The following is a 25,074-nucleotide window of genomic DNA, read 5'->3' as shown; positions in this document are numbered from 1 at the left end:
CGATTCGGACAGGAGACCTTACCGGCCCGTCCCGCCGGGTTGTCCGATTCGGGCGACCGCGCACGCAGAAAATGCACGCGCCGCACGGAGAACCACCGCCGTTCTCTCCCACCGCACCGTCCACCCGCCGCACCACCGCGCCCGCGACCCGCACAACGCCACCCGTGTCACGGCGCCGCACACGCAGTCACACGTGCGAATGATCTGCGCGGACGCACAGCCGGAACAACACCCGATCCCCCCAGACGACCGCTCCTGCCGAAGGGCGTGCTGCGCACTGTTTTCCGGTGCGGCCGTTACAGGTGCTCGGATGTTTGGCCACCCTTCATCCGTTATGCTCCTTCGCGGAACGCGATAATGATCATGAGGGGGCGCGTTGTGTCCGAGATGTCCGGTAACGAGCTGGACCGGATTCTCACCGAGACGCGCAAGACCCTGGAGTCCCTGCGCGGCGGCAAGGCCGCGCCGCCGCCCGACGCGCCCGAGGTCGAGGGCGTGGGCGAGGCCGCCGACGGCCGCGTGAAGGTCACCGCCGGAACGGGCGGACGCCTGAAGCAGGTCACGCTGGACCCCCGCGCGCTCCGCATGGCCTCCCACGAACTGGGCGAGGCGTTCGTCGCCGCCGCCAACGCCGCGCTGGACGACCTGCGCGCGCAGGCCGCGACCGCCGCCGCCGACGTCGTCGACACCGAGGCCCTGGACGCCCGCGTCGAAGAGATCCAGAACGAGAGCCTGCGTCAGATGCAGCAGATCACCCAGGCGCTCAACGACGCGGTGGCCAAGTTCAACCAGCGCTGACCCCGCACCGCCCCCGGAAGGGGCCGGTGGTGAAACGAGCGGGCGGTGGGACGCGATGGAGCGTGTGGTGCCGCTTGTGCCGTGTTGGGCCGGGCGGCCGTGGTTTCGGTCACGATGTCGTATCGAAAGCGGCGATGTCGGAAGCCGGTGCTAGGGTCCGTCCGCCGATTCCCCGGGCCGGGGCACGGCAGGCTGTCGGCTCGGTGACAGTCCTGTTTGCCGACGGTCGGGGTCGCTAGTCTGCCTCTGGGATCCCCGTCCCGAAACGGTGGACGGTGTCGCGAAACGTGGCACCATGCACCTCTGCATCCGCTCCCGTACCACACAACTTGCGAGGAAGTCGTGAGCGCGCCCCCTGGAGCCGACCTCTGCCGGATCACGCTCGTCGGACCGAAACGCCGGGTCGACATCGCGCTGCCCGCCGACGCGACGTTCGCCGAGCTGTACCCCACGATGCTGCACTACGCCGGGCAGAACCTCGCCGACGCGGGGCTCACCCACGGCGGCTGGGTCATCCAGAAGCTGGACGAGGCGCCGTTCGACCCGTCGTCCACCCCGGCGCGCGCCGGGATCCGCGACGGCGACCTGCTCTACCTCAGGCCGCGCATGGCGCAGCTCCCCGACCTGGCGTTCGATGACGTCCCCGACGTCGTCGCGACGGCCGTCAACGACCGTCCCGACCGGTGGCGGCAGGAGACCGCGCGGCGGTTCGCGCTCGGCTGGGGCGTCGGCGGGCTGATCGCGGGCGTGCTCGTCCTCGGCCTCACGCAGCCGTCCTGGAAGACGGCCGCCGCGGCGGCGGTCGTCGCGCTGCTGCTGCTCGGCGGCGCGGTCGCCCTGTCGCGCGCGCTCGGCGACGCGGGCGCCGGGATCTGGCTCGGCTACGCGGCGCTGCCGTACGCGTTCATCGCCGGCCTCTACGCCCCCGCCGACGACGATTCGCCCGCCAACCTGCTGAACCTGTTCCACGGGTTCGAGGCGGTGAACTACATCGCGGGCTTCGGCGCGGTCGTCCTCGTCGCGACGATCGCCGGGTTCGCCATCGCCGACGCGCTCCCCGTCTTCTACGGCGTCGCGGTCGCCGCGCTGCTCGGCACCCTCGACAGCCTCATCCCGCTCGGCTTCGACACCGACGCGGCGGGCGTCGCGGCGATCACCGTCGTCATCGCGCTCGCGCTGACCCCGCTGCTGTCGGGCGCCGCGATGCGGATGGCCCGCGTGACGCTCCCGCCCGTCCCGAACAGCGCCGACGACCTGCGCCGCGACACGCTGATGGTGGACGGCCGGCAGGTGCTGAAGGACACCGTCCGCGCGGACCGGTTCGTCACCGGCGGCGTCGCCGCGACCGGGCTCGTCGCGATCGGCGCGTTCCTGCCGATCGCGTTCCACTCCGGCTGGGCCGCGCCGGTCACCGCCGCCGTGCTCGCGTTCGTCCTGCTGCTGCGCGGCGGACGGTTCTTCACCGGACGCGCCCAGAAGCTCTGGCTCCTCATCCCCGGCGCGTTCGGCCTCGCGCTGCTCGCCGTCAGCGGACCGTTCCGCACCGACGACGCGGCGGTCGTCCTCGCGACGGCGCTGCTGCCGATCCTCGTCCTGTCCGGGATCGTCGTCGGCGTCGGGATGTGGCTGCCGAACAACCGGCCGAGCCCGTTCTGGGGCCGCGCTGGCCAGATCGTCGAGATCACGCTGGTCGTGGCGTCGGTGCCGCTCGCGCTCGGCGTCGCGGGCGTCCTCGACTACGTCCGCACGGTCGTCGGCTGAGGCCGGGGAGGCACTCATGCAGACGAAACGGGATCTGCTCCAGGCGCACCGGCTGATGACGCACCGCGCGTCCCAGGCGCTGATCTTCGGCGAGCCCGACAACCCCGAGCAGCCGCTGCGGCGCCTCAACGTCGGCACGTTCGCCGGGGTGATGGTCGGCGTGCTCGTCGCGGCCGGGTTCGGCATCGCCGGGCTGCTGCTCGGCGGCGGGACGAAGGGGATCACCGACGGCGGCGTCCTGCTCATCGAGAAGGAGACCGGCAGCCGCTACGTGTGGTGCAAGTCCGCCGGGACCAAGGACGGCAAGGCGCTCTGCCCCGTCGCGAACTACGCGTCCGCGCGGCTCGCCGTCGCCGGAAGCTCGGGCGACGTGAACCAGAAGTCGGTGTCGGCGAAGACGCTGTCGAAGTTCCCGCGCGGCCCGATGATCGGCATTCCGGGCGCGCCGGACACCGTCCCGGACAAGAAGCGCTTGGTCGGCGGGCCGTGGTCGGTGTGCGTCCGGCAGGTGGACCAGGGCGGCGTGACCAAGCCGGTCGTGTCGCTGGTCGGCGGGCGGAACGTCGGCGGACGGACGCTCGACGCGTCTACCGGCGTCGTCGTCAGCGCCGGGGCCACCGGGAACTGGCTGATCTGGAACAACCAGCGGATGAAGATGTCGCCCGCCGGGATGACGGTGCTGCAGGCGTCGGCGGCGACGCCGGTGTCGAGCGCGTTCGTCAACGCGCTGCCCGCCGGGCCGGACTTCGCGGCGCCCGCGATCCCGGGCTTCGGGCGTCCGGCCAACCTCGGCGGCGGCCTGCGCGGCACGATCGGGCAGGTGTACGCCGTGTCGAGCGGCGCGGGCGGCGGCGCGCAGCCGTACGTCCTGCTCGCGGACGGCGTCGCGCCGATCTCCCGGGTGCAGGCCGCGCTGATCCAGTCGTCGGCGGCGTACCGGATGAAGCACGACATGCCGCTGGAGGCCGCGCTCGTGACGAGCAACCGCTCGGCGCAGAAGCTCATCGACGGCCGGCTGCCGCAGGACGCGATCAAGGCCGCGACGTTCAACGCGACCGACTCGCTGTGCGTCGTGTACCCGGACGCGTCCAAGGGCGGTGACCGCGCGAAGCTGACGATCGGCGGCGCCACCGACCTGCCCGCGCCGACCGGCCGCTCGACCACCGGGACGGGGGTCGACAACGTCGTCCTGCCGCCGGGCAGCGCCGTTCTCGCGGGCGTCCTGCCCGCGGGCGGATCGGTGTCGGCGATCAACAGCTACTCGTTCGTCTCCGACGACGGACGCCGTTATCCGCTGAAGTCGCCGGACACCGCGAAGGCGCTCGGTTACTCGATCTCGGCGGACCAGAACGACTCGGTGCCCGTCCCCGCGAATCTGCTCAACATGGTGCCGCAGGGGCCCGTCCTCGACCCGCAGAAGGCGTTGCTGCCGGTGAGCGGAACGACGACCGGATGACAAATAAATGGTCAAATGGGATGAGTCGGAAGAAGCGCGGTTGCTACAGTCTCGACCCGCAACGACCGTGACGAAGGAGTTCACGTGAGTCAGGCGTTCAGCACGGACTACCAGGCGATGCAGCAGGCCGAGCAGATGTTCCAGGCCAAGCACCGCGAGATGGTGGAGCTGCTCGACGCGCTGGAGTCCGACCTCCAGAGCGGTCTCGCCCGCTGGGAGGACGACGCGCGCGACGCCTACTTCGAGGCCCGCGCCAAGTGGGACAAGGCAGCCCGTGACCAGGCGAAATCCATCGACGAGTTCTCCAAGTCGGTGGGCACCGCGCGCACCAACTACCAGAGCGCCGAGCGCTCGAACGTGGACCAGTGGAGCTGACCGTCGACACGATCGGATTTTTCCCGTCCGAAGATCGAACCTTCGGCCGGGTGGATCCGTCTCATGTCGTGTGTGACCATTGGTGCAGGTTTCACCGATCATCGTGACGTCGTGCCGAGCCGGGCTCCCCTCGTACACCGGCCGACGGAGCACAGCGGCCCCCCGCGCCGCGTCAGTCGCAAACACGCAGGCAACTGGGAAAGGATGACCAATGGGTCAGAAGTCTTCGGTCGACAGAGCGGAAATGGCCCAGGCGGCCCAGCGCGTCGAGTCCGCCGCGCAGGACCTTCGCAAGATCCAGGGCGACCTCGGCCAGGAGCACGCCCAGCTGTCCGGCCGCTGGATCGGCGACGCCGGCAGCGCCTTCACCAAGGTCTTCAACGAGTTCGACGGTGAGCTGGGCAAGGTGCTGGAGGTCCTCAACCAGCTCCACGAGAAGCTCGTCCAGACCAAGATCAACTACGAGGCCAGCGAGCAGCAGCAGACCGAGGCCGTGAACCGCATCGCCGGCCTGCTGAACGGCTGACCGACCCTTACGACCCCCCGGGACGAGACGGAGGAACAATGAGCTACAGCTCCATGGACTTCGGCGCGATGCAGCAGGCGTACGCGGCCTTCCAGCAGAAGTTCAACCAGATGCAGTCCGAGCTGGACGACCTCGAGAAGTCGGTCGAGAACAAGCTCGGGCAGTGGGAGGACGACGCGAAGAACGCCTACTTCGACGCCAAGCGTCAGTGGGAGGCGTCCGCCGCCGACATCGGCCGCATCCTGCAGCAGCTCGGCGCGGTCATCAACTCCTCGAGCGAGACCGGCCAGCACACGGTCAAGTCCAACGTCAACCTGATCAGCGGCTGACCGAGCGGCCGAGCCGCCCCGGCCGGCCGGTCGTGCCCCGAGCGCGACCGGCCGTCCTCCGGCGGCCCGCTGGGGCGGTGTGCGTTCGATCCGGCCCCGGCCCCTGATCAGTCACCCCCACCACCACGAATTGAGCGGGACCCCGGCGGGGTCCACGGGAGGTCCCCATGGGCGCTGGACCGAGCGGCAAGAGCGAGATCGACACCACCGAGGCCAAACGCATCCTCAAGATCCTTGAGGACAACCTCGACGCCTTCACGAGCGGTGACGGCACCCCGTCGGATCTCCAGAGCCACGGCAACATCACGCAGGCGCAGCTCGGCGGCCCGCAGTTCGACACGGCCGTGCAGCTCGGCGAGACGACCGCCGACGCCTACCGGGTGATCAGCGAGCAGTACAACGGGTTCGTGCAGAGCTACGGACAGGTCATCGAGGCGCTCCGTCGTGCCGTCCAGGGGCACGACGACAAGGAGCAGCAGAACACCGCGGCCGTCAACAGCGTGCAGCCCACCAACGTCACCTCACCGACGACGAGCAACACGCAGACCTACTGAGCCGGGAATCGACGACACGGGAAGACCGAATGACCGAGCACAAGCCCAAAGATTTCCCGATCCGCAGGAACTGCATGGCGCCGCAGCCCTTCAAGGGCGGCATGGACGAGATGAACCAGATCCTGCAGGCGACGGATCCCCGCGCCGTCACGCGCGCCGGGCAGACCTACACCACCGCAGCCTCGAAGTTCAACGACGCGGCGGGCGTACTGCGTGCGCAGGCGGCTGCGCTGAAGGCCGTGTGGAAGGGCGACGACGCGGAAGCGGCCATCGAGCAGATGGGCCGCCTGCAGACGTCCGCCACCAACCTCGGCAAGACGGCGGGGGAGACCGGCAAGGCGCTCTCGACCTACGGCCCGCAACTCGAGTGGTACAAGCAGCACGCGCCGGGCAAGGGCAACTTCGCCGGCCTGACCACCGGTGACGCCGAGACCTTCGCCGCCGGAACGATGATCGCCGGTCCCACCGGCGGCCTCATCGCGATCGGCGGCAAGAAGCTCGGCGAAGCGCTCGGCCTCCTCGACAACGAAGAGGAGAAGGCCGCTCAGGAGCACATGAAGCGGCTGACCGAGCGCAGCGTCCAGGCGCACGAAGCCCTGCCGACGAACTTGACGACCGACCTGCCGTACACGCAGTCCCACTACGAAACCCCGAAGAACCCCTACAAGGGTGGCGGCGGGGGCGGTGGCGGCGGTGGCGGCGCGCACGTTCCGACCAACCCGTACGGCAACAACCCGGGTGGCGGCCAGCACGTGCCCACCAACCCGTACGGCAGCCACCCCACCAACCCGCCGGGTGGTCAGCACGTCCCGAACCCGTACGGCAACCACCCCAACCCGGGCGGTCAGCACGTGCCGAACCCGTACGGCGGTCCCAAGCCGGGTTCGAGCGACCTGGCCGGTCTGCCGGGCGGAGGCGGGGGCGGCGGCCTCGGCTCGGACCCGTTCGGAGGCGGTGGCGGCCTGGGCGGCGGCCTCGGCTCCGGCGGATTCGGGGGCGGTGCCGGAAGCGGCGTCCCCGGCGGCATGCCGGGCGGCCTCGGCGGTGCCGGCGCGGGCCTCGGTGCCGGTATGCGCGGCGGCAAGCCCGGCGCGGGCGGCGCAGGCGGTGCCCCGATGGGCGGACGCGGCGGAGGCGGCGGCAAGGGCGAGGAGGAGCACGAGCGCACCACCTGGCTGACGGAAGACGAAGACGTGTGGGGCGGAAACGACGACGACACCGCTCCCCCCGTGATCGGATGATGACCGTCCGATCCGGGAACCCGGTGTGACGCGGCGTGGGCAGTTCGAGATACTCGGGCTGCCCACGCCGTGTTCGTTTGAATGAGGTGGTGCTGTGCGACGGTTGACACGATGGCTGAGCGCCGTCGGCGCGAGTTCGGTGCTCGTGCTGACGGGCTCCCCTGCGGGCGCTGCTCCCGGCCCCCTGCCGCAGGAGTGGTGGTTCAAAGCCTGGGACATCCAGCACAGTGTCTGGCCGGTCAGCAAGGGCGCGGGCGTTACCGTGGCCGTCATTGACACGGGCGTCAATGCCAATCTGCCCGATCTGAAGGACGCTGTTCTCCCGGGTAAGGATTTTCTCGGGGGTTATGGCGACGCGCAGGGGAGCGGCGACGGCAGGACGGACACCGACGTTCGCGACGGCGGTCACGGCACCGGCATGGCTTCGCTGATCGCGAGTCGTGGCACCGGCACCGGGTTCGTCGGGGTCGCTCCAGAGTCGAAGATTCTTCCGATCCTCTCGTCCACGGTGTCGCTCCCGGAGGCGATCCGCTATGCCGCTGATCACGGGGCGGGCGTGGTCAGCATCTCCCAGGGAACGCCTGCGCTACAGAACCAGTGCGAGCCCGGCCTCCAACAGGCGATCGGGTATGCGCTCGATCACAACGTGGTCATCGTGGCGTCCGCCGGCAACGACGGGAACGGAGTGAACTCCGTCAAGATCCCCGCCGTGTGCGCGGGAGTCCTCGTCGCCGGAGCGCTCGACAATCAGAAGAACGTCTACGCCAACACCGAGCGCCATCCGTACGTCTCCGTCGCGGCGCCCGGTTACCTGGTCGGCGCGCTCCAGAAGGACGGGCGCTTCAATCCTCAACTCTCCGGCACGAGCCAGGCGGGCGCGCTGACGGCCGGTGCGGTCGCCTTGGTGCGGTCGAAGTTTCCGAACATGTCGAACCGCGAGATCGTGCAGCGCATCATCGGCACGGCAAAGGACGTCGGGCCGAGCGGGAAGGACGAACAGACGGGATATGGCGTCGTCATCCCGTCCGCCGCGCTGACGGCGAACGTGCCGAAGAACGCGCCGAATCCCGTCTTCGCCAAGTACGACAAGTGGAAGGCGTCGCAGCCGAAGACCGGTGACACACCGACGACCCCGAAGACCAAGTCGGCCACGGAGAAGAACAACGACAAGGCCGCGCGGAACACCAAGATTCTGCTGATCGGCGTCGGAGTCGTCGCGCTTCTCGTCATCGTGGTCGGCGGACTGCTCATCCTGCGCAACCGCGGACGCAAGAACCCGCCGCCGCCCCCTCCGGGCGCGCCGGGCACACCGCCGTCGTGGGGCGGTACGGCGGGCCCCGGCCGGCAGGTCCCGCCGCAACGCGGCCCGGGCGGCCAGCCGTACTCGCCGCAGCCGGGACCGGGACAGCCGCCGCAGGCGCCGCCAGGTGGATTCGGTCCGCGATAGAAATACGTCACCCTCAAGAAGGCCGACGTCACCGGAGTGCTCTCGCCACTCCGCCGGCGTCGGCCTTCTCCCCCACAGGGGCAGCTCCCGCCCCGGCCCGGCCCGGGCGGCCCCCCACCGGGACCCCCGTACGGTTCCGGACGTCCGTGAACGTGCGAACGATCCGAGGAAAGGCACCGTGAAGAACAAGCTCCTACTGATCCCGGCCCTGGCGCTGGTCCTCTCCGCAGCCGCGTGCGGTGGAGACAAGGACAAGGCGTCTGATCCCCCCACGTCCGGGACGACCCCCGCCGGCCCGGCGACCGCGCAGCCGTCGCAGCCCGCCGCGACCCCGTCCGCGACGGCGACGAACGGCGGTGGCGGCGGCGGTTCGGCCTACGCTAGCGACATGGAGAAGGTCGCCGCGTGCATGCGCGCGAAGGGCTATGACGCGCAAGTGCCGCAGGGCGGCAACATTCCGATCCTCAAGGGCATCAAGGACCAGGCGAAGGCGTCGGCGGACCTGAAGAAGTGCCAGGAGAAGATCCTGACGCCCCCCGGCGGCTGAGTCGCGGAGCGTGCGGACGGGCCGGGGGCTTTCCCCGGCCCGTCCGCGCGTTTCAGGAGGCGACGAGGGCGGCGAACTCGGCGGCCGGGGGGCTCAGGGCCGTCCATTGGCGGGCGGCCCAGCCGACGCTGATCGGTGCCAGGCACGGGATCGGCACCGTTACGAGAGGGGAGTGGGCGGCCAGGCGCGGGAGGGCGGGCAGGACGGCGTGGCCTACGCCGAGTTCGGCGAGGAGCGCCGCCGTGTCCCAGTCCGCCACGCCGACCGGCTCGGGACGGCCGCAGCCGAGCCGGACGAACTCCTCCTCCAGCCGCCGCCGCGACGTCGAGTCGTCCGGCTGCGCGATGTACCGGATGCCGGCCAGGTCGTCGGGGAGGATCGCGTCCCGGGACGCCAGCGGGTCCGACGCGTGCACGGCCAGCACCCACGGCAGGTCCACCACCGGACGCTGCTCGATGCCCGGCAGCGGTTCGCCGAGCGTGATCCACGCGAGGTCGACGCGTCCGCCGCGCAGCAGTTCCACGCAGCGCTGCGTCGAGTGCGCCGCGTGGAACTCCAGGGACGTCCGGGGGCGTCGGCGGCGGAACTCGGCGATGCCGTCCGCCATGAAGTGCCGGACGGTCACGCCGCCCGTCGTGATGCGCACCGCGCCGCCGCCGTCGCGCAGTTCGGCGAGCCGGTCGAGGCCCGCGTCGAGCGCGGCGATGCCGCCGAGCGCCGCCTGGTAGAGGACGCGTCCGGCCTCGGTCGGCACGACGCCGCGCGGACGCCGTTCGAGCAGCGGCAGGCCCGTCTCGCGCTCCAGCCGCCGCACGTGCTGGCTCACGGCGGACTGCGTCCGGTCCAGGTCGCGGGCGACGGTGCTGAGGTTCCCGGTTTCGTAGACGGCGATGAAAACGCGAAGGTCGTCCAGAGTCACAAGGAAAAGCTAGGGCAAACCCCAGAAAATCCATGAATTGACTGGGATCCCGGCGGCTTTCAGGATGGGACGCGGAAACCGGCGGCAACCCGTCCGCGGCCCGCCGCACGCCGTCCGATGACCCGGGACATACGGCGCGGCGGCGACGCGGAGCGGCGGACGGGTGCCGACCTCCAGAAAGGACACCGATGACCGAGCAGGCCGCCCGCGCGCTGCTGGCGGAGCGCGACGCCGAGACCATCCGGCATCCGGGCGGAACGCTCGCGGCGCATCTGGACCGCGTCCACGCGACGCTCACCGCGTGGGGCGCGCGGCGAGAACTGCGCCTCGCCGGCCTCTGCCACGCGTTCTACGGCACGGACGGCTTCCCGCACGCGCTGGGCCGCCGCGACGAGCTGACCCCGGTGATCGGCCCGGACGCCGAGGCGCTCGTCTACTTCTACGCGAGCTGCGACCGCGCGTACTCCTACCCGCGACTCACGGACGGCGGTACGTTCCGCGACCGTTTCACCGGCGCGGTATCGGTCCCGGACACGGCGGCGCGACGCGACTTCGCGGAGCTGACCGTCGCGAACGAACTGGACGTCCTGCGCCACTCGGACCTGGACGGCGGGCCGCTCCGCGCGCTGTTCGCCACCTGGACGCCGCTGCTCAGCGAGGGCGCGCGAAGCGCCGTCAGCCGAGCAGCATGGTGATCGCCTGGTTGATCAGCTCGTCGATGATCATCCCGGTGATCTCCTTGAAGATCGGGATCTCCGCGAGCGAGGCGCCGAACGTCGCGACGGCCGTCGCCGCGGCCTGCGCGATCTCGATCGCCAGCATGACGAGCTGCACGATCACGTTGATCTTCAGGGCGAGGACGACCCCGGCGCAGACGATGAACGCCGCGCCGACCGCCGTCGCGCCCATCGAGGCGTCCTTCAGGACGGCGGCGGGGGAGTCCTCCTCCGCCCACGCCTTCTGGAACGCCTCGATGTCGTCGCCCTCGTTGGACGCGGGCACCCGCTGGGCGGCCGACTCGATGTCCGCGGACACCGAGCCGACCGTCCCGGAGAACTCCATCCACGTCGAGCCGAGCTGGAACAGCTTCGTCTCGTCCGCCTCCGGCCAGTTGTAGCCGAGCATGCCGAGCAGGCTGATCAGTTCGCCGGGGAGCTGCAGACCCACCGGCTCAGCCGCCGTTCAGCGCGGCGGACACGCTGTTGATCTCGCCGACCATCGACTCTTCGGCCTTCTCGTGGTTGTCGGCCATCGCCGCGAGCTTCTCGCCGAACGCCGCCAGGTCCTCGGCGGCGCCGGAGAAGGACTCGTCCGCCTGGTCCTGGATCGCGGTGTACGACTCGCCGATGATCATGCCGATGTCGTCGCCGCCCCACGGCTGGCCCATGCCGTCGACGGTCGACTTCAGCGCCGTCCACTGCTCGTTCAGCCGGTCGCCCGCGGCGGACAGCTCACGGCCCGCGTCGCGCAGCGTCTCGGGCTGGACGGTGTACTTGTTCGTCGTCACGAGCGCCTCCCCGCGTCACGTGATCGGTCAGTTCGTCCAGACGAGGACGTTCGTGATCTCGGTGCCGAGCTCGCCGGCCGTCGTGTAGACGGTGCCCTCGCGTCCGCCGGTCGCCGAGCCGCTCGCCCAGTAGGACTGCGCGTAGACGACCCGGGAGCCCTGCGTCCAGCTCCGCGTCCACGACTCGGGCTCGCGGCCGAGCCGCGGCAGGCCGCTCTCGATGGACGGCATCAGCAGGATCGGCGCCGCGCCCTGGTTGGTGGCGTCGCTGACGGACGACGCGGTGGACTCGTCGGCGAACTGCGCGATCGAGATCACCGTGAGAACGGTCCTGGACGGGTTCGCGTACACCGCCGACCGCATCAGCCCCACGCACGGGTACCGGCTGAACACCGGGGTCAGTTCCTTGTCCGCGCGCGAGGTGCAGGTCGCGTCCTTGGTGCCGGCGCGGGTGAAGGTGTTGCCCTTCGCCGTCCGGATGGTCGCGCCGAGCACGCCGTCGATCCCGCCGGACGTCGTGCTGGTGCTCGTCGGCGTCGGGACGCTGAACGTCGGCGGCGAGTACGTCGGCAGCGTGATGTGGCGGCGCGGCTTGTCCCCGCTGTTGGCCACCACCACGATGACGACCGCGATGATGATCACGACGACGAGCCCGCCGCCCGCCAGCAGCGCGATCAGAAGGCCCGCGCCGCTGTTGCGCGGCGGCGGGGGCGGCGGGTAGCCGCCGCCGGGCGGGAACGGTCCGGGGGGAGGCGGCGGCTGCTGACCGGGTGGGTAACCCGGCTGACCAGGCCATTGGGGGGAGGACATGGCAACTCCGGCCGGTACTGGGGCGAATGAGGACAATCGCCGGGCGGAAGATCCGATAAGACTAGCCGTCCGAGCCCTGTCCGGGCTCATCGGCTGGTGGGTATGACGGTGATCGTGCCGTTTCGGTTCACCCGCGCGATGTGATCACCGCTACGCGGCACCCCTTGCGTCTCGTAGGCTTGCGGTGAGGGAAAGGGAGGCAGGTGTCCGATTCGAGCTGGCAGCAGGCCGTCCTCGGGGAACTCGGCGTGGCCCGCCGGGGACTCCAGGCCCTGAACACCGCGTCGTCGGCGGCACCGGGCTCGGACTGGGGCGCCGACTCCGCGCCCCGCGCGCTCGCCGAACCCGAGCCGATCCCGGTCACCCCCGACCCGCTGCCCGCGCCGGTGCCCGCTGCGCCGCCGTCGTTCACACCCGTCCCGGAACCGGCCGCACCGTCCTTCGAGGCCCCCGCCGCGCCCGCCCCGCCGTCCTTCGAGTCGGCCGCGCCGCCCGCGCCGCCGTCCTTCGAGACGCCTGCGGCCGGTGCGCCCGCGGCTCCGCCCGCGCCGCCGTCCTTCGACGCGCCCGCAACCGGCGCGCCTACGCTCGGCGCTGAGCCGCCGGCCCCGCCGTCGTTCGACGCGCCCGCCGGGGAGGCGCCCGCGCCACCCGGGCCCGGCGTCGCGCCGCCCGCGCCGCCGTCTTTCGAGACGCCCGCGGCCCCGCCCGCGCCGCCGTCCTTCGACGCGCCCGCGGCCGGTGCGCCCGCGCCCGGCGCTGAGCCGCCGGGTGCGCCGTCGTTCGGGACGCCCGGCGCGCCGCCGTCCTTCGACGCGCCTGGTGGAGGGGAGCCTGCGCCCGGCGTCGCGCCGCCGTCCTTCGATGCGCCCGCCGGAGGGGCGCCTGCGCCCGGCGTGGCGTCTGGTGAACAGGCGCCTGGGGCCGGGAGCGTGCCGTCCGGGGCGCCGTCGTTCGACGCGCCGGTGGTCGGGCCGCAGGGGCCGCCCGGGGAGACGAGTGGGGCGCCGGTGAACGCGTTCGCGCAGCCGCCCGCCGAGCCCGCGCAGCCGGTCGTCATCAACCCGTACGGCGATGGCGCGGGCGGCCTGCAGCGCGACCCGTTCGGCGACACGCCGGAGCCGCCGGCCGAGCCCGATCCCGCGTCCGCGCCGCAGCCCGCCGTCCCGCTCTACAACCCCGACTTCGACCCTGAGATGGCCGTCGCGCCGACCGTCGGGGGCGCTCCCGGGGCGCCGCCGCCGGACGCCGGGACGGAAGAACCGGACAGTCCGGCGCCGTCCGCGCCACGGCAGGCACCGGCCCAGCCACAGCCGCAGCACCAGCAGCAGGGCGGCGTGCCGATGGCGGACGACCTCGTCCGCAAGAACCAGCACGGCGACCCGCTGATCCGCCGCTTCGGCCGGGCCGCGCGCAAGGCCGTCGGCGCGACCGGCCCGCAGGATCCGGCGACGCAGGCGGAGATCGCCGCGCTGCTGCAGCGGGCCGTCCCGAGCTACCGGCAGATCGCGGTGGCCAGCGTGCGCGGCGGCGCGGGCAAGACGAGCATGGCCGCGCTGCTGGCGACCGAGCTGGCCCGGCACCGCGCCGACCGCGTCATCGCGATGGACGCCGACGCCGAGCTGGGATCGCTGCCGCTGCGCCTCGGGGTGCGTCCCGAGCAGTCGCTGTTCGATCTCGCGGCGCGTCAGCCGCGCACGTTCGACGAGGCGGCGCAGTACCTCGCGCGGACGGAGGCGGGCCTGTGGGTCCTGTCGTCCACGCGCGGCGGGCGCATCGCGGGCGAGTTCACGATCGAGACGTTCCAGGCGGCGCTCGCGGCGATCAGCCGGTACTTCGCCGCCGCCGTCGTGGACTGCGGCGCGGGCATCCTCACCGAGCTGCACCGGGGGATCCTCGGGCAGACGCACGGGCTCGTCCTGGTCACGCCCGCGACGGCCGACGGCGCGCTGAGCGCCCGGGGCGCGCTGGAGTGGTTCGCCGGGAACGGGCAGCAGGCGCTGCTGTCCCGGACGGTCATCGCGATGGTCACGCACGCCCCGCAGGTCGGCGCGGACCTGGAGCGCGCGCGGGAGATGCTGGCGGCGTGGGGGCTGCCGATCGTCCTCGTCCCGTACGACCGGCACCTGGCCGCGGGGGGATCGCTCGACATGACCAAGATCGGGGAGGCGACCCGGGGGGCGGCCGGGCTCATCGCCTCCGAGGCGTTCGCGCGCGCCCTCGGCGGCGTGGGGGTGGTCCGGTGACCTGCGACCTCGTCGCGCTCACCCGGCGGCAGCCGGACGTGTTCGCCGTCGCCGACGGCATGATCGCGATGGGCGAGCCGCTGGAACTGCGCGGCGGCGACCCCGAGCCGACGCAGTTGTTCGACGCCGAGCGCCGCCTGCTCGTGTCCATCGAGGACCCGGTGCTCGTGTCGGTCCCGACCGAGGTGGGACGGCTGCTCGGCGCGGACGTCGCGGCGCGGGTGGCGGCGCCGGTGTGGTGGGTGGAGGTCCGCGCGTCCGGCGACGTCCCGGACGCGACGCGGGTCGCGCGCCGGTTCGCCGACGACCTCGTCCGGTGGGCGGGCGGCATCGTCTATCCGGACAACCTCACCGAGCCCCCGGCGCTGAGCTGGCGCGCCGCCGACGCGGGCGCGGCGCCGCAGCACGCCGGCCACCAGCAGGGGGCCGGTAACGTCATCCGCTGATGCGCGATTCCTCCTGTGTCGTGTGTCTCAGTCCGCATAGGGCGGTCGGTGCCGGGTAGACGCCGTGCGGGGTTGGATGTGGAGTCAGGGCCTGCCGCCGTTTCACCGGCGGCGGGCCCTGATGTGTTCTCCGGCGGTTGACGGATTTGACAGGGACGTCCGACATGGTTCGCTAGTCCCCTGTCGTAGATCATCCGAGGAGTCGCCGCGGTGTCGACACCAGGTCCCGGACACCCTCCGTTCCCGCCCCCGGGCGGTCCCGGCGGCCCGCCCCCCGCCCCGTTCCCCGGGCCGCCGCCCGGCCCCGCCTACCCGCCGCCGCCCCGCAGCGGCGGCGGTGGAGTGATCATCGCGGTCGTGGCGGGCGCCGTCGCGTTCCTGCTGGTCTGCGGCGCGGTCCTCGTCGTGGTGGTGAACGGGAGCCGCCGTCATCACCGGGCCGTCGAGGCGCTGCGGTCGTTGACGCCGCCGCCCGTCCCGACGTTCAGCGCGCCGACGTACGAGCCGAGCACGCCGACGCCCAGCCCGACGCCGACGAAGACGCCCGTCCGGGTCACCGAGAGCTTCCTCGCCCCGACCGTCAAGACCGACCGGGGCCGCTACCGCCTCGCGACGCGCTGGACGAAGTCGTGCACCGCCGCCGCCAAGCCCGGCCTCGCCGCGCTGCTGCGCTCGACGCCCTGCACCGGCAGCCTGCACGGCGGCGAGTACCAGGCGCCGAACCACCGCGTGTACGTGCAGATCAGCGTGCTGGAGTTCGGCAGCGAGGGCACGGCGCGGCGGATGGCGCGCAAGGTGAACGCCGCGAACGCGCCGAAGATCAAGGTGGCGTACGGGTCGGAGCCGGGGCACTGGTGGTCGAGCCAGAGCGTCGGACGGTTCGTGCTGATCCGGCAGTCGTTCGTCAGCGGCTCGAACGTCCCGGGGCCGCGCAGCGGGCCCGCGCAGACCTACGGCGACGACCTCATCCGCATGTTCAGCGCCGAACTCAACAACCTTTACATCTGGGGAGACTGACGATGCAGTCCTCACGCGCCGGCTTCTCGCTGATGACGATCCTCGGCGTGCTGTGCCTCCTCGGCGGGCCCGCGCTGGAGTTCCTGAACCTCGTCACGGTCGGCGACGACGGGCGCGACGCCAAGACGATCCCGGAGATCCGCGCGCTCGCGCTCATGACCGTCATCGCCGGCGTGGGGTTCCTCGTCGGGGCGGTCGCGATGAAGCTCGGCCCGGCGCCCGCGCCGCGTCCGCCGTTCGCCCCGCCGCAGCAGCAGGGCTACGGGCAGCCTCAGTAGCGCAGATGCTGGACGAGCGCGCGGTGCCGCTGCCAGCCGTCCGGGGAGCGGCCGTCGCCGAGCGTGAACAGCGTCATCGGGGCGCGCGCGGGACCGACCTGCTGCGCCGGGACGCCCGCCGGCCCGGTGACGTTCCCCGCGACGGCCATCGCGATCGGCGCGGCGGCGCCCGTCCAGCGCGGCTCGACGGTCAGGTCCGCGCGGCCCGGCGTGAGCTGCGCGAACAGCGACGTCAGCGGCTGGTCGGCCGCCATCGCGGCGATGAGCGAGCCGAGGTGCTGCAACGGCGGCGGATCCTGCGGGGCGTACCCGACCGTGACGGTCGTGGACTCCTCGACGGCGCCGCCGTCCACGGTGGTGAACTCGCAGACGGCCTGCGCGGGACGCGGCCCGTCCCCGCCGACGATGATGCGCGCGGTGGAGCGGCCCCGCGCGTACTCGGTGAGCCGGTCGGGCTGCCACGGATGCTCCAGCGGCTCGGCCGGGCCCCAGCCCGCCGGCCACTTGCCGGTGAGCAGCTGCAGCAGCCGGTCGACCGCGCCGCCGAGCAGCCCCTCGGCCGGGTGCCGGACGCGGTAGGCGAGCCCGAGCTGCACCCCGATCGGCGCCGTCGGACGGGTCGTGAACCCCGGCGCGTAGTCGCGGGCCTCCGGGACGGGCACGAACGTCGTCCCCGACCACTTCAACGGCCGTCCCGACAGCCCCTCGTAATAACCGTCGCCGTTCCGTACGACCCACTGCGCGCCCGCACCCGCCGCGACCGATCGCAGCGGCAACGACAGCCGCGACTCCAGGGGCGTGACGAGCTGCAGCGTGCGCCCCGACTCCTCGCAGTCGCGCAGGGTGCCGCCGATCCAGGCGCTCAGCGCCACCAGGGGACGGTCCTGGAGCACGACCATCGCCTGTTCGGTGAGTGCGTCCACAGTGCTCATCTCCGCCCGAGTCTAGTGATCTCCCGCCACGGCGGCGATCCGGATCGGACGAACGGGATGCTCCCGTGATGGCTCTCTGAGTAAACTGTCCCGATTTCTTTGGTGATGGTGGAGGGTCGGATGTGATGTCCGGCCACGGGGTCGAGCGTCCGCGGTAAATGGGGAGCGACATGACCAACGGTGACCGGATCTCCGAGCTCTACAAGGGCGAGATCTGGAGCGAGCGCGTCCAGCGGGCCGCTCGTTCGCGCATCGACTGGCTGGTGGCGCAGGCGTCGGGCGACGTCCTCGACCTCGGATGCTCGCAGGGCATCGCCGCTCTGCTGTGCGCGCGGCGCGGACTCCGGACGCTCGGCCTGGACATCGAGGCCGACCGGATCGAGTACGCGCTGGCCGACCGGGAACGCGAGCCCGGCGTCGTCCGCGAGCTGCTGGCCTACCGCGTCGCCGACGCCCGCAGGCTGGACGTCCCGGACGCGTCGTTCGACACCGTCCTGCTGGGCGAGGTCGTCGAACACCACCTGGACGCGTCGCCGGTGCTGGCCGAGGCGGCGCGCGTCCTGCGCCCGGACGGACGCCTCGCGCTGACCACCCCGTTCGGCTACCACCCGCACCACGACCACCGCGCGACGTTCTACGTGGCGTCGCTCGTCGCCCTGGCGGCCCCCTACTTCACCGTCGACTCCCTCGACGTGGTGGACGGCTACCTGCGCGCCGTCCTCACCCCCGGCCCGATGGACGCCGCGGCGGCCCGCGACCTCGTCCACGCGATGCAGCCGGTGCTGGAGCAGGAGTTCCTGCGGACCGAACGCGAACTGTCCGAACAGCGCCGCCGCGCCGACACCGCGACGAAGGAGAAGACGGCGTCCTACGAGCGGCTGGAGGCGCGCCTCGACGCGATCGCCGCGCAGCAGGACGCCACCATCGCCGACCTGGAGGCCAAGGTCGCGGCGCTCCGCGAGGAGAACGCGCGCCTCGGCGAGACGCTGCGCCGCGAGAAGGCCGCGGCGGAGGAACGGGTCCGCGCGGCGCGGCGCCAGGCGGCCGGGCTGGAGCAGACGGCCGGGAAGCTGAAGGACGTCGAGGGCAAGCTGGCCTACCAGGAGTACCGGACGCGCTACCTGGACTGGCAGCTCAAGTCCACCCAGAACCGCCGCTGGTGGCGGGTCGGCGAGTCGCTGTTCGGCGTCCGCCAGGATCCGCGCCGCGGCCTCCTGGCCCTGCCCGCCGACATCCTGCGCGCGTCGGTCAAGATGCCGATGCCCCAGCCCCCCGAAAAGCCCGCCCACCGCCGCGAACGAACCATTACCGTTTCGGCGACCGGTGCGCAGGCCACCCGGACCATGCCGGAGATTCCGAAGATCGTGCTGCCGGACGGGCCGGTCAACCGTCCCGACCTGACCGTGCTCACCATTCTCGACACCTTCTCCGCCTCGGCGTTCCGGTTCGAGTGGCGGCAGGTCGAGCCCGGTCCGGACGACTGGCGGGAGGTCGTCGCGCGGGAACGGCCCGACCTGCTTTTCGTCGAGTCCGCGTGGGCGGGCAACGAGGGCCGCTGGCGCCTGCAGATGAGCGGGAAGAACGCGCCGGGCCGCGAGCTGCGCGAACTCGTCGCGCACTGCCGGGAAAAGGGAATCCCGACCGTCTTCTGGAACAAGGAGGACCCGCCGAACTTCGACGTCTTCATCGAGACGGCGAAACTGTTCGACACGGTCTTCACCACGGCCGACGACGTGATCCCGCGCTACCGCGAGCTGCTCGGACACGACCGCGTCGCCGTGCTGCCGTTCGCCGCGCAGCCCCGGCTGCACAACCCGGTGAGCGTGCCGGGCGGACGCCGCAACGACGTGGCGTTCGCCGGCACGTATTTCAGCCACAAGCATCCGCGCCGGGCCGAGCAGATGACGACCGTGCTGGAACCGGCGCGGTCTTTCGGTCTCCACATCTACAGCCGGATGCTCGGCGAGGAGGACCGTTTCCAGTTCCCGTCCGGTCTCGCGGAGCACGTCGTCGGGTCGCTGCCCTACGACCGGATGCTCACCGCCTACAAGGCGTACAAGGTCTTCCTCAACGTGAACTCGGTGCTCGACTCCCCGACGATGTGCGCCCGGCGGATCTTCGAGTTGTCGGCGTGCCGCACGCCGGTGCTGTCGGGCCATTCGGCGGCCATCGAGAAGTTCTTCCCCGGGCTGGTGGCGGTCACCCGCACGGAAGAAGAGACGCGCACCCTGCTCGGCGGCCTGCTCGCCAATTCCGAACTGCGCGATCGCCAGGCGCACCTGGCGATGCGGGAGGTGTTCGCGCAGCACACGTTCGGGCACCGGGTCGACACGGTGCTGGAGCACGTCGGCCTGTCGCGTCCGCTGCCGCGTCCGGCGGTGTCGGTCATCCTGCCGACGAACCGTCCCGACAGGCTCCCCGCCGCGCTGGAGCAGATCGGCCGCCAGCACTGGAAGGAACTCCAGCTCGTCGTCGTGCTGCACGGGCTCGACGTGCAGCCGGAGAAGGTCCAGGCGCGCGCGGCCGAGGCCGGGATCGACAACGTGGTGGTGCTGGAGGCGGACGCCGCCCTGCCCCTGGGCGCCTGCCTGAACCTCGGCATCGAGGCCGCCGACGGCGATCTGATCGCCAAGATGGACGACGACGACATCTACGGCGAGCACTACCTGTCGGACCTGGTCCCGGCCTTCTCGTACACCGATGCGGGCATCGTCGGGAAGCAGGCGTGCTACGTGCGGCTCGAAGCGAGCAACGCCACGCTGCTGAGCAAGCCGGAGGCCGAGCACGCCTACACCAGCCTCGTGCGGGGCGGCACGATCGTCGCCCGCGGCGACGTCCTGCGCGACCTGCGCTTCGACCCGCTGCCGCGCGGATCGGACACGCAGCTGCAGCGCCGTGCCAAGCTGGCGGGCGTTCGCATCTATTCGGCCGACCGGTTCAACTACGTCTACGTCCGCGGCGCGGACCCGTCCGCCCACACGTTCCCGGTGCAGGACGCCGAACTGCTCAAGCAGGCACGGGTCGAGTTCTACGGGCCGCCCGAGGCGCACGTCTGCATCTGAGCGGCGCGAACTTCGGCGGGCCCTCGGACGTTGCTCGACGTGGAACGTCCCTGCCCGGTGCCGTCGCACTCGGCGGTCTGGGACAGTTGAGGGCACGAGACGGTGTGCCGGACACGGGCCCGACACAGGAGGCGGAGATCGAACGTCGGAAGAACGAGCCGGCCCGTCGGGCGACGCCGGCCGGTGCGTCACGTCGAGCCGACGCCGTCCGATGACCGGTGTGATCGAGCCGCAACGGCCGGCCGGCGAGGCGATCCGTCCGCCCGCCGGTCCCGCGCGGTCCCGCAGCGCCCGGACGACGGCGTTGCTCTCCCTCGCCGCCGGAGCCGGCGGAAGCCTGCTGGTCTCTGTCGTCCTCACGGGCATGGCGAGCGGCGGCGACCGGCGCGAGCCCCATCTGGCGCCCTCGACGGCGGGCGCCCCGCCGGTCTTCCGCGTCTATCTCGACGCCGCCGGATCGGACGCCGCCGACGGCCGCGACCCCGCCCACGCCGTGGCGTCGCTCGCGCGCGCCCAGCAGATCATCGCCGCCGCCCGTCCGAAAGCCGACGTGGAGGTCCGCATCCGCCGGGGCGTCTACTCGTCCCCGCCGCTCAACTGGAAGACGTACGTCCCCGGGCACTCGATCAGCTTCCTTCCGGCCGACTACCGGTACGGCGGGGATCTCACCGGCATCGCGGGACGCCCGATCTTCCGGGGGACCGGCGGCATCGGCTTCTGGCTGCGCGCCGAACCGCCGCCCGCCGGCACCGGCGATACCGCGCTGCGCTTCTACTACCTCCAGCTGGAGCGGTACTCCAGCGGCGGGATCATGTTCGACGGCGGGACCCGTCCGTCCCCGGCCGGAGTCCTCGTCGGCGGGCCGACGGGCGTCAACGGCAACACCGTCTACGGCGTCCGGTTCGCCGCCATCGGGTCCAAGCACGTCCCGACGGCGCTCGGCTACGGCGCGATCGACCTGGTCAACTCGCAGCGCAACATCATCGAGCAGAACGAGTTCGCCGACATCGAGAACGGCGGTGACCCCGCTCAGGCGGCACTCGTTCACGGCGTCTACCTCGCCCACCGGAGCAGCGGCAACATCATCCGCGGCAACCGGTTCGACGGGGTGAGCGGCGATCCCATCCGCACGCGCAACGCCAGCGGCGGCAACAAGGTCTCCGGCAACGTCTTCGTCCGCGCGGGCTCCAAAGCGTTCTTCTCGGACTGGTTCCAGCGACGCGCGGACGCGTCCGCCCCGCGCGAGTGCGCGTCGCTGGAGAACCGCTTCTACGACAACACGCTGACGTCCGGGTACAACGGGCCCGTGCGCACCTGGTCGGCGTCGCCGGGCTCGGACACGTCCACGGGCGGGACGGGCTGCGAACCCGAGCCCGCCCAGCGCGTCCTCGCCTGGGGCAACCGCACCGGCTGAACCCGTCAGGACTCGTCGAACCGCCACAGCGTCAGCTGGTCGCCGTCGCCGCCGGTGGAGATTCCGACACCGAGCAGGCCGCCGCCGGACGCGGTCAGCGCGCCGATCTGCTGCCGTCCCTCACCGGAGAGGCCCGGCCCCTGCGGGACCGTCGGCTGCCAGGCCTGGCCGTCCTGCGAGGTCCACCGGATCGTGTCGCCGTCGTGCCAGCTCCCGAACATTCCGACCAGCGTGATCGTGCCGTTCCGCGCCGCGGCGGCGCCGAGGAAGCTCGCGGCGTTGCCCGTCGGCGTGGGCAGCGTGCCGCCGCGCCAGGTGTTCCCCGCGTCGCTCGACGCCACCGCGACCGCCCGGTCGCCCGGCGCCTGGCCCTCGCCGCCCGCGACGAACACGCGTCCGGCCGCGACGATGTGCGTCAGCCGGATGTTCTGCACGCCCGTCGGTCCGACGGCCTCCTTCTCCGTCCACGCCAGGCCGTCGTTCGACACCCAGATCGCCGGACGCGCCGGGTGCGTGGCGGGGACGCCCTTGGTCGAACTGGCTCCGACCGCGGCGAACCCGGTGGGCGTCGCGGCGACCGCCGTCATCTCCCGGGACGTCCCGTGCTCGGCCGCCAGCCCGTCCTGCCGGGCGGGCTGCCACGACCGCAGGTCCGCCGAGAACCATGCGACGGCCGACGACTCCCGGTCGCCGAGCGCGTCGCGGCCGACGATCAGGTAACCCTTCGGGCCGGCCGCCACGCCCGCGAGCGTCACCGAACGCCCGCCGTGCGGGGCGAAGGCCGACGGATCCTGCCACTGCCACGACGTGCCGTCCGCGGACGTGGCGAGCAGCGGCCTGCGGCCGTCGGTCCCGATCGCGAGCCACCCCCGCGACCCGTGGGCGACCTTGAGGAGCCGCTGCCGCTGGTTCGACGCGGCGACGGACGGGACGGCCGCCCGCTTCCAGGACGTGCCGTCGGAACTCGTCCACACGGCGGCGCGCCCGTTCGTGCTGCCGACCGCGACGAGCCGCCCGTCGGCGCTCGCGACGTCCACGACCGACCGCTCGGTGACGACCGCGCCCGGGACGCGGCGCAGATCGACGGGCGTCACCTGCCCGCCCGAACCGACGAGGAGCTGGTAGTCCTGATCGGTCTGCCGGCTGCTCCCGCCGATCACCACGGCGCCCCCGGCGACCGTCACGGCGTTCAGTTTGCGCTGCGGTCCGGTGCCGAGATCGGCGCCCTGGCCCCAGGCCGAGCCGTCCGCGCTCTGGAAGGCGACCTCACGGCCGTCGGCGGTCGCGGCCAGGAGCGCGAAGCCCGAGTCGTCACCGGCCAGCCGCAGCGGCTCGATCCCGGACCCCGCCTCGATCGTCCCGGCCTGCTCCCACTTGCGGCCGTCGCCGGACCGGAACGCGATGCCCGGCCGGGCGCTGCCGGACTTCCCGCGCCGCACGGCGAGGAAGCCCGAACGGTTGGCCGCCAGGTGCAGGTCGCCGAACGCCCCGGACGCGGTCGGGGCGCCGAGCGCCTGCCAGGTCCGCCCGCCGTCGGTGGAGCTCCAGACCCCGGCGACCGTGCTCTTGCGCTTGACGACCGTCCCCGAGACGAGGATCGTCCGGCCCGTCGCCACCGCGTAGCGCAGGGCACCGAGCGCGTCCTTGCCCGTCTTCATGCCGATCGCGCGGCCGGTCACGCGCTGCCAGTTCGCGCCGTCGGGGGACCGCCACAGGATCGGCGCGTCGCTCTTGCCGAACGAACGGTGGCCGACCGCGATGTATCCCCGTCCGGCACGGGTGACCTGTTCGATGACGTCGCCCGCGGTGAAGACGCCGGGCTTGGCGGCCGTCTGCGTCCAGGTCTGCCCGTCTGCGCTGGTCCAGACGTTCTCCGTGGCGTTGCCCGCGCCGAGCGCCACCCATCCGCCCGCCGCGCCGAAGACCGCGTCGGGCCCGCGACCGAGCGCCGGGCCGCCGTCCTTCATCCGGACCTTCGCGACGTGCCACGTCCGGCCCTGGTCGGCGGAGAAGAGGAACTTCGGCCGCGGGCTGAGCGCTCCGGTCTGCGAACCGGCGACGACGACCGTCCCGCCCGCCGCCGACGCCGCGTTGATCGATTGGTCGAGGCCGTCGGAGGGCGCCGCCCTGTCCACGGCGAAGAGCGCGTCGGCGAACGACGACGGATCGCCGTTGCCCGGACCGTCGTCACCGCCGGACATGAGGGCGTAGACGCCGTACCCGCCCCCGCCGACCACGACCAGGGCGATGACGCCCGCGATGACCGGTTTCATGGGGAAGTCGCGGCGTCGCTTGGCCTTGTTCTTCCTGGCCTCGACGATCCACGGCTCGACGACCTGCGGCGGGACGCCGGCTCCGCCGCCGGACGGTGACTGCCTCGGTCCCGTCTCCCAGGGTTGCTGGACGGCGGGCGGCGGCGCGAACGGCCGATGCCCGGCCTCCGGCTCCGCCCGGGGCGCGGGCGGCTGCCGGCGATGGAGCGAGCCCGGGCCCGGCGGCGGAGGCGTCGTCTCCCAGGGCTGCTGGACGGCGGGCGGCGGGCTGAACGGACGGTGCTCGCCGGAGTCGGTGACGGTCTCCTCGGCCCACGCGGGCGGGGGCGGTGTCGCCGGAGCCGGGCTGAGGCCGCCGCCTCGCCCCGCATCACCCTGCTGCGCCGGAGCCTCGCTCTTGGCGGTCCGCTCTTCCTCCGGCTCGGTCACGGCCCAGGGAGGAGGCGGCGGAGGGGAGAACTGCCAATCCTCCTGACCGCCGTCAGCCGTGGAGTCGTTGCCGGACGTGCTCACGTTCCCCTCCGGAGGAGTGCTGTTCAGGGGCCTGAATACGGCACAAAGCACCCTACGGGGTTCCTCGCCCGCCGTCATTCGAGTCCGGGTTCCCGCGGCGTCCGGCGCATGCGCCGCCCTGCCGTACGGTTCCGCGCCGTCGGACCTTCGGCCGACCGGAGGGCCGCCGTCCCGGAACGTTCCGTGAGTCGCTACGTAGCGTATCCATTCATGACAGTTTTTCGTCGTTCATTGTTTCGGTGCAGGAAAACCCGCGCAAGAAACTGGGTGACGCACGATCTCATCAACCTTCCATAACAAAACGGCATCGTCACTTGTTGTGTGTGTACGGGTTGTGCAGTCATCCGGCGCCGACTACGCAGGGTCGCCGGACTTGCAAGAACTCCTTTGTGTGCAAGGAGGCATAGCGCTCTCGCCATCGGGTTTACGTCGACGTGGGTGATTCATGCCACAATATATCCGTCACGGAGAGTCTTGTCAGGCGGTGTTGACCACCTTAAGTTGAGGGCGTTTTATGTCGGTCTTATCTGCCCAGGGGTCCGTATGCGCCATCTTCGGCTGCGCTCGAGAGATCATCGACGGCGCTCGTATTGTGGCGTTGTCCTGCGGCGATCGGCTTGGGT

Annotated in this window: 23 protein-coding genes; 17 read left to right on the top strand and 6 right to left on the bottom strand. The window is 72.1% G+C overall.

What is annotated here, in order from left to right; genetic code table 11:
- The first annotated feature begins 387 nt into the window (after positions 1-387).
- From GQ466_RS12165 to GQ466_RS12120, 10 genes are all read left to right on the top strand, one after another.
- Entirely contained in the window at positions 388-798 is a 411-nt protein-coding gene (locus GQ466_RS12165; RefSeq protein WP_237417861.1) for a YbaB/EbfC family nucleoid-associated protein, read from the top strand.
- A 342-nt stretch (positions 799-1,140) separates the two neighbouring features.
- Positions 1,141-2,559 (top strand): type VII secretion integral membrane protein EccD, encoded by a 1,419-nt coding sequence (eccD, locus tag GQ466_RS12160; protein ID WP_161102969.1) that lies wholly within the window; start codon positions 1,141-1,143, stop codon positions 2,557-2,559.
- A gap of 16 nt (positions 2,560-2,575) precedes the next feature.
- Positions 2,576-4,015: a type VII secretion protein EccB gene (gene eccB / locus GQ466_RS12155; protein WP_161102968.1), complete on the top strand. Its 1,440-nt coding sequence runs from the start codon at positions 2,576-2,578 to the stop codon at positions 4,013-4,015.
- An 84-nt stretch (positions 4,016-4,099) separates the two neighbouring features.
- Complete coding sequence (locus tag GQ466_RS12150) at positions 4,100-4,390, top strand: WXG100 family type VII secretion target (RefSeq protein ID WP_161102967.1); 291 nt, start codon at positions 4,100-4,102, stop codon at positions 4,388-4,390.
- A gap of 211 nt (positions 4,391-4,601) precedes the next feature.
- On the top strand, positions 4,602-4,916 hold the full coding sequence (locus GQ466_RS12145; RefSeq protein ID WP_161102966.1) for a WXG100 family type VII secretion target: 315 nt from the start codon (positions 4,602-4,604) through the stop codon (positions 4,914-4,916).
- Between the two features lie 38 nt (positions 4,917-4,954).
- On the top strand, positions 4,955-5,245 hold the full coding sequence (locus tag GQ466_RS12140) for a WXG100 family type VII secretion target (protein WP_161102965.1): 291 nt from the start codon (positions 4,955-4,957) through the stop codon (positions 5,243-5,245).
- 167 nt (positions 5,246-5,412) lie between these two features.
- On the top strand, positions 5,413-5,799 hold the full coding sequence (locus GQ466_RS12135) for a hypothetical protein (RefSeq protein ID WP_161102964.1): 387 nt from the start codon (positions 5,413-5,415) through the stop codon (positions 5,797-5,799).
- A gap of 29 nt (positions 5,800-5,828) precedes the next feature.
- Entirely contained in the window at positions 5,829-7,040 is a 1,212-nt protein-coding gene (locus GQ466_RS12130) for a WXG100 family type VII secretion target (RefSeq protein WP_161102963.1), read from the top strand.
- Between the two features lie 94 nt (positions 7,041-7,134).
- On the top strand, positions 7,135-8,487 hold the full coding sequence (locus tag GQ466_RS12125; RefSeq protein WP_337193435.1) for a S8 family serine peptidase: 1,353 nt from the start codon (positions 7,135-7,137) through the stop codon (positions 8,485-8,487).
- 178 nt (positions 8,488-8,665) lie between these two features.
- On the top strand, positions 8,666-9,034 hold the full coding sequence (locus GQ466_RS12120) for a hypothetical protein (RefSeq protein ID WP_161102962.1): 369 nt from the start codon (positions 8,666-8,668) through the stop codon (positions 9,032-9,034).
- A 52-nt stretch (positions 9,035-9,086) separates the two neighbouring features.
- Here the strand turns inward: GQ466_RS12120 and GQ466_RS12115 are convergent, their stop codons facing one another.
- Positions 9,087-9,953: a LysR substrate-binding domain-containing protein gene (locus GQ466_RS12115; protein ID WP_161102961.1), complete on the bottom strand. Its 867-nt coding sequence runs from the start codon at positions 9,951-9,953 to the stop codon at positions 9,087-9,089.
- Positions 9,954-10,141: 188 nt separating this feature from the next.
- On the opposite strand from GQ466_RS12115, the gene GQ466_RS12110 reads away from it, so the two are divergent.
- Complete coding sequence (locus tag GQ466_RS12110; protein WP_161102960.1) at positions 10,142-10,648, top strand: DUF6817 domain-containing protein; 507 nt, start codon at positions 10,142-10,144, stop codon at positions 10,646-10,648.
- Here GQ466_RS12110 and GQ466_RS12105 read toward each other — a convergent pair.
- The 3 genes from GQ466_RS12105 to GQ466_RS12095 are packed head-to-tail and all read right to left on the bottom strand — an operon-like array spanning position 10,629 to position 12,270.
- Positions 10,629-11,120 (bottom strand): WXG100-like domain-containing protein, encoded by a 492-nt coding sequence (locus GQ466_RS12105; RefSeq protein WP_161102959.1) that lies wholly within the window; start codon positions 11,118-11,120, stop codon positions 10,629-10,631. The two genes, GQ466_RS12110 and GQ466_RS12105, sit on opposite strands and share 20 nt — an antisense overlap.
- A 4-nt stretch (positions 11,121-11,124) precedes the next feature.
- Positions 11,125-11,460 (bottom strand): PE domain-containing protein, encoded by a 336-nt coding sequence (locus tag GQ466_RS12100; RefSeq protein ID WP_161102958.1) that lies wholly within the window; start codon positions 11,458-11,460, stop codon positions 11,125-11,127.
- A 27-nt stretch (positions 11,461-11,487) separates the two neighbouring features.
- Positions 11,488-12,270, bottom strand: a complete 783-nt coding sequence (locus tag GQ466_RS12095) for a hypothetical protein (RefSeq protein WP_161102957.1) — start codon at positions 12,268-12,270, stop codon at positions 11,488-11,490.
- A gap of 203 nt (positions 12,271-12,473) precedes the next feature.
- Between GQ466_RS12095 and GQ466_RS31485 the strand changes: the two genes are divergently transcribed.
- From GQ466_RS31485 to GQ466_RS12075, 4 genes are all read left to right on the top strand, one after another.
- Entirely contained in the window at positions 12,474-14,516 is a 2,043-nt protein-coding gene (locus GQ466_RS31485; RefSeq protein WP_337193434.1) for a nucleotide-binding protein, read from the top strand.
- On the top strand, positions 14,513-14,962 hold the full coding sequence (locus GQ466_RS12085) for a hypothetical protein (protein WP_161102956.1): 450 nt from the start codon (positions 14,513-14,515) through the stop codon (positions 14,960-14,962). The genes GQ466_RS31485 and GQ466_RS12085 overlap by 4 nt, the downstream gene beginning before the upstream one ends.
- A gap of 357 nt (positions 14,963-15,319) precedes the next feature.
- The gene (locus GQ466_RS12080) at positions 15,320-15,979 is read left to right on the top strand and encodes a hypothetical protein (RefSeq protein ID WP_161102955.1); all 660 of its coding nucleotides are present in this window, start codon (positions 15,320-15,322) and stop codon (positions 15,977-15,979) included.
- A gap of 2 nt (positions 15,980-15,981) precedes the next feature.
- Positions 15,982-16,257 carry a hypothetical protein gene (locus GQ466_RS12075; protein ID WP_161102954.1) on the top strand — a complete coding sequence of 92 codons (276 nt, stop codon included), beginning with the start codon at positions 15,982-15,984 and terminating at the stop codon, positions 16,255-16,257.
- Here the strand turns inward: GQ466_RS12075 and GQ466_RS12070 are convergent.
- Positions 16,251-17,189, bottom strand: a complete 939-nt coding sequence (locus GQ466_RS12070; protein WP_237417858.1) for a DUF6177 family protein — start codon at positions 17,187-17,189, stop codon at positions 16,251-16,253. The genes GQ466_RS12075 and GQ466_RS12070 overlap by 7 nt on opposite strands.
- Before the next feature lie 170 nt (positions 17,190-17,359).
- Here GQ466_RS12070 and GQ466_RS12065 point away from each other — a divergent pair, with 170 nt between their 5' ends.
- Positions 17,360-20,251 (top strand): methyltransferase domain-containing protein, encoded by a 2,892-nt coding sequence (locus GQ466_RS12065; protein WP_161102953.1) that lies wholly within the window; start codon positions 17,360-17,362, stop codon positions 20,249-20,251.
- A gap of 220 nt (positions 20,252-20,471) precedes the next feature.
- On the top strand, positions 20,472-21,665 hold the full coding sequence (locus tag GQ466_RS32730; RefSeq protein ID WP_161102952.1) for a right-handed parallel beta-helix repeat-containing protein: 1,194 nt from the start codon (positions 20,472-20,474) through the stop codon (positions 21,663-21,665).
- A 5-nt stretch (positions 21,666-21,670) separates the two neighbouring features.
- Here GQ466_RS32730 and GQ466_RS12055 read toward each other — a convergent pair whose 3' ends face one another.
- The gene (locus GQ466_RS12055; RefSeq protein WP_161102951.1) at positions 21,671-24,367 is read right to left on the bottom strand and encodes a hypothetical protein; all 2,697 of its coding nucleotides are present in this window, start codon (positions 24,365-24,367) and stop codon (positions 21,671-21,673) included.
- Between the last annotated feature and the right edge of the window lie 707 nt (positions 24,368-25,074).

This window comes from Actinomadura rayongensis (genome assembly GCF_009831215.1).
Classification (GTDB): domain Bacteria; phylum Actinomycetota; class Actinomycetes; order Streptosporangiales; family Streptosporangiaceae; genus Spirillospora; species Spirillospora rayongensis.
This window is presented reverse-complemented; position numbering and strand designations above follow the sequence as displayed.

Excerpts from the sequence above, each read along its gene's own strand:
- GQ466_RS12075 (WP_161102954.1), top strand. The coding sequence starts at position 15,982 with ATGCAGTCCTCACGCGCCGGCTTCTCGCTGATGACGATCCTCGGCGTG.
- GQ466_RS12070 (WP_237417858.1), bottom strand. The coding sequence starts at position 17,189 with ATGAGCACTGTGGACGCACTCACCGAACAGGCGATGGTCGTGCTCCAG.
- eccB (WP_161102968.1), top strand. The coding sequence starts at position 2,576 with ATGCAGACGAAACGGGATCTGCTCCAGGCGCACCGGCTGATGACGCAC.
- GQ466_RS12095 (WP_161102957.1), bottom strand. The coding sequence starts at position 12,270 with ATGTCCTCCCCCCAATGGCCTGGTCAGCCGGGTTACCCACCCGGTCAG.
- GQ466_RS12135 (WP_161102964.1), top strand. The coding sequence starts at position 5,413 with ATGGGCGCTGGACCGAGCGGCAAGAGCGAGATCGACACCACCGAGGCC.
- GQ466_RS12130 (WP_161102963.1), top strand. The coding sequence starts at position 5,829 with ATGACCGAGCACAAGCCCAAAGATTTCCCGATCCGCAGGAACTGCATG.
- GQ466_RS12110 (WP_161102960.1), top strand. The coding sequence starts at position 10,142 with ATGACCGAGCAGGCCGCCCGCGCGCTGCTGGCGGAGCGCGACGCCGAG.
- GQ466_RS12065 (WP_161102953.1), top strand. The coding sequence starts at position 17,360 with ATGACCAACGGTGACCGGATCTCCGAGCTCTACAAGGGCGAGATCTGG.
- GQ466_RS12165 (WP_237417861.1), top strand. The coding sequence starts at position 388 with ATGTCCGGTAACGAGCTGGACCGGATTCTCACCGAGACGCGCAAGACC.
- GQ466_RS12145 (WP_161102966.1), top strand. The coding sequence starts at position 4,602 with ATGGGTCAGAAGTCTTCGGTCGACAGAGCGGAAATGGCCCAGGCGGCC.
- GQ466_RS12140 (WP_161102965.1), top strand. The coding sequence starts at position 4,955 with ATGAGCTACAGCTCCATGGACTTCGGCGCGATGCAGCAGGCGTACGCG.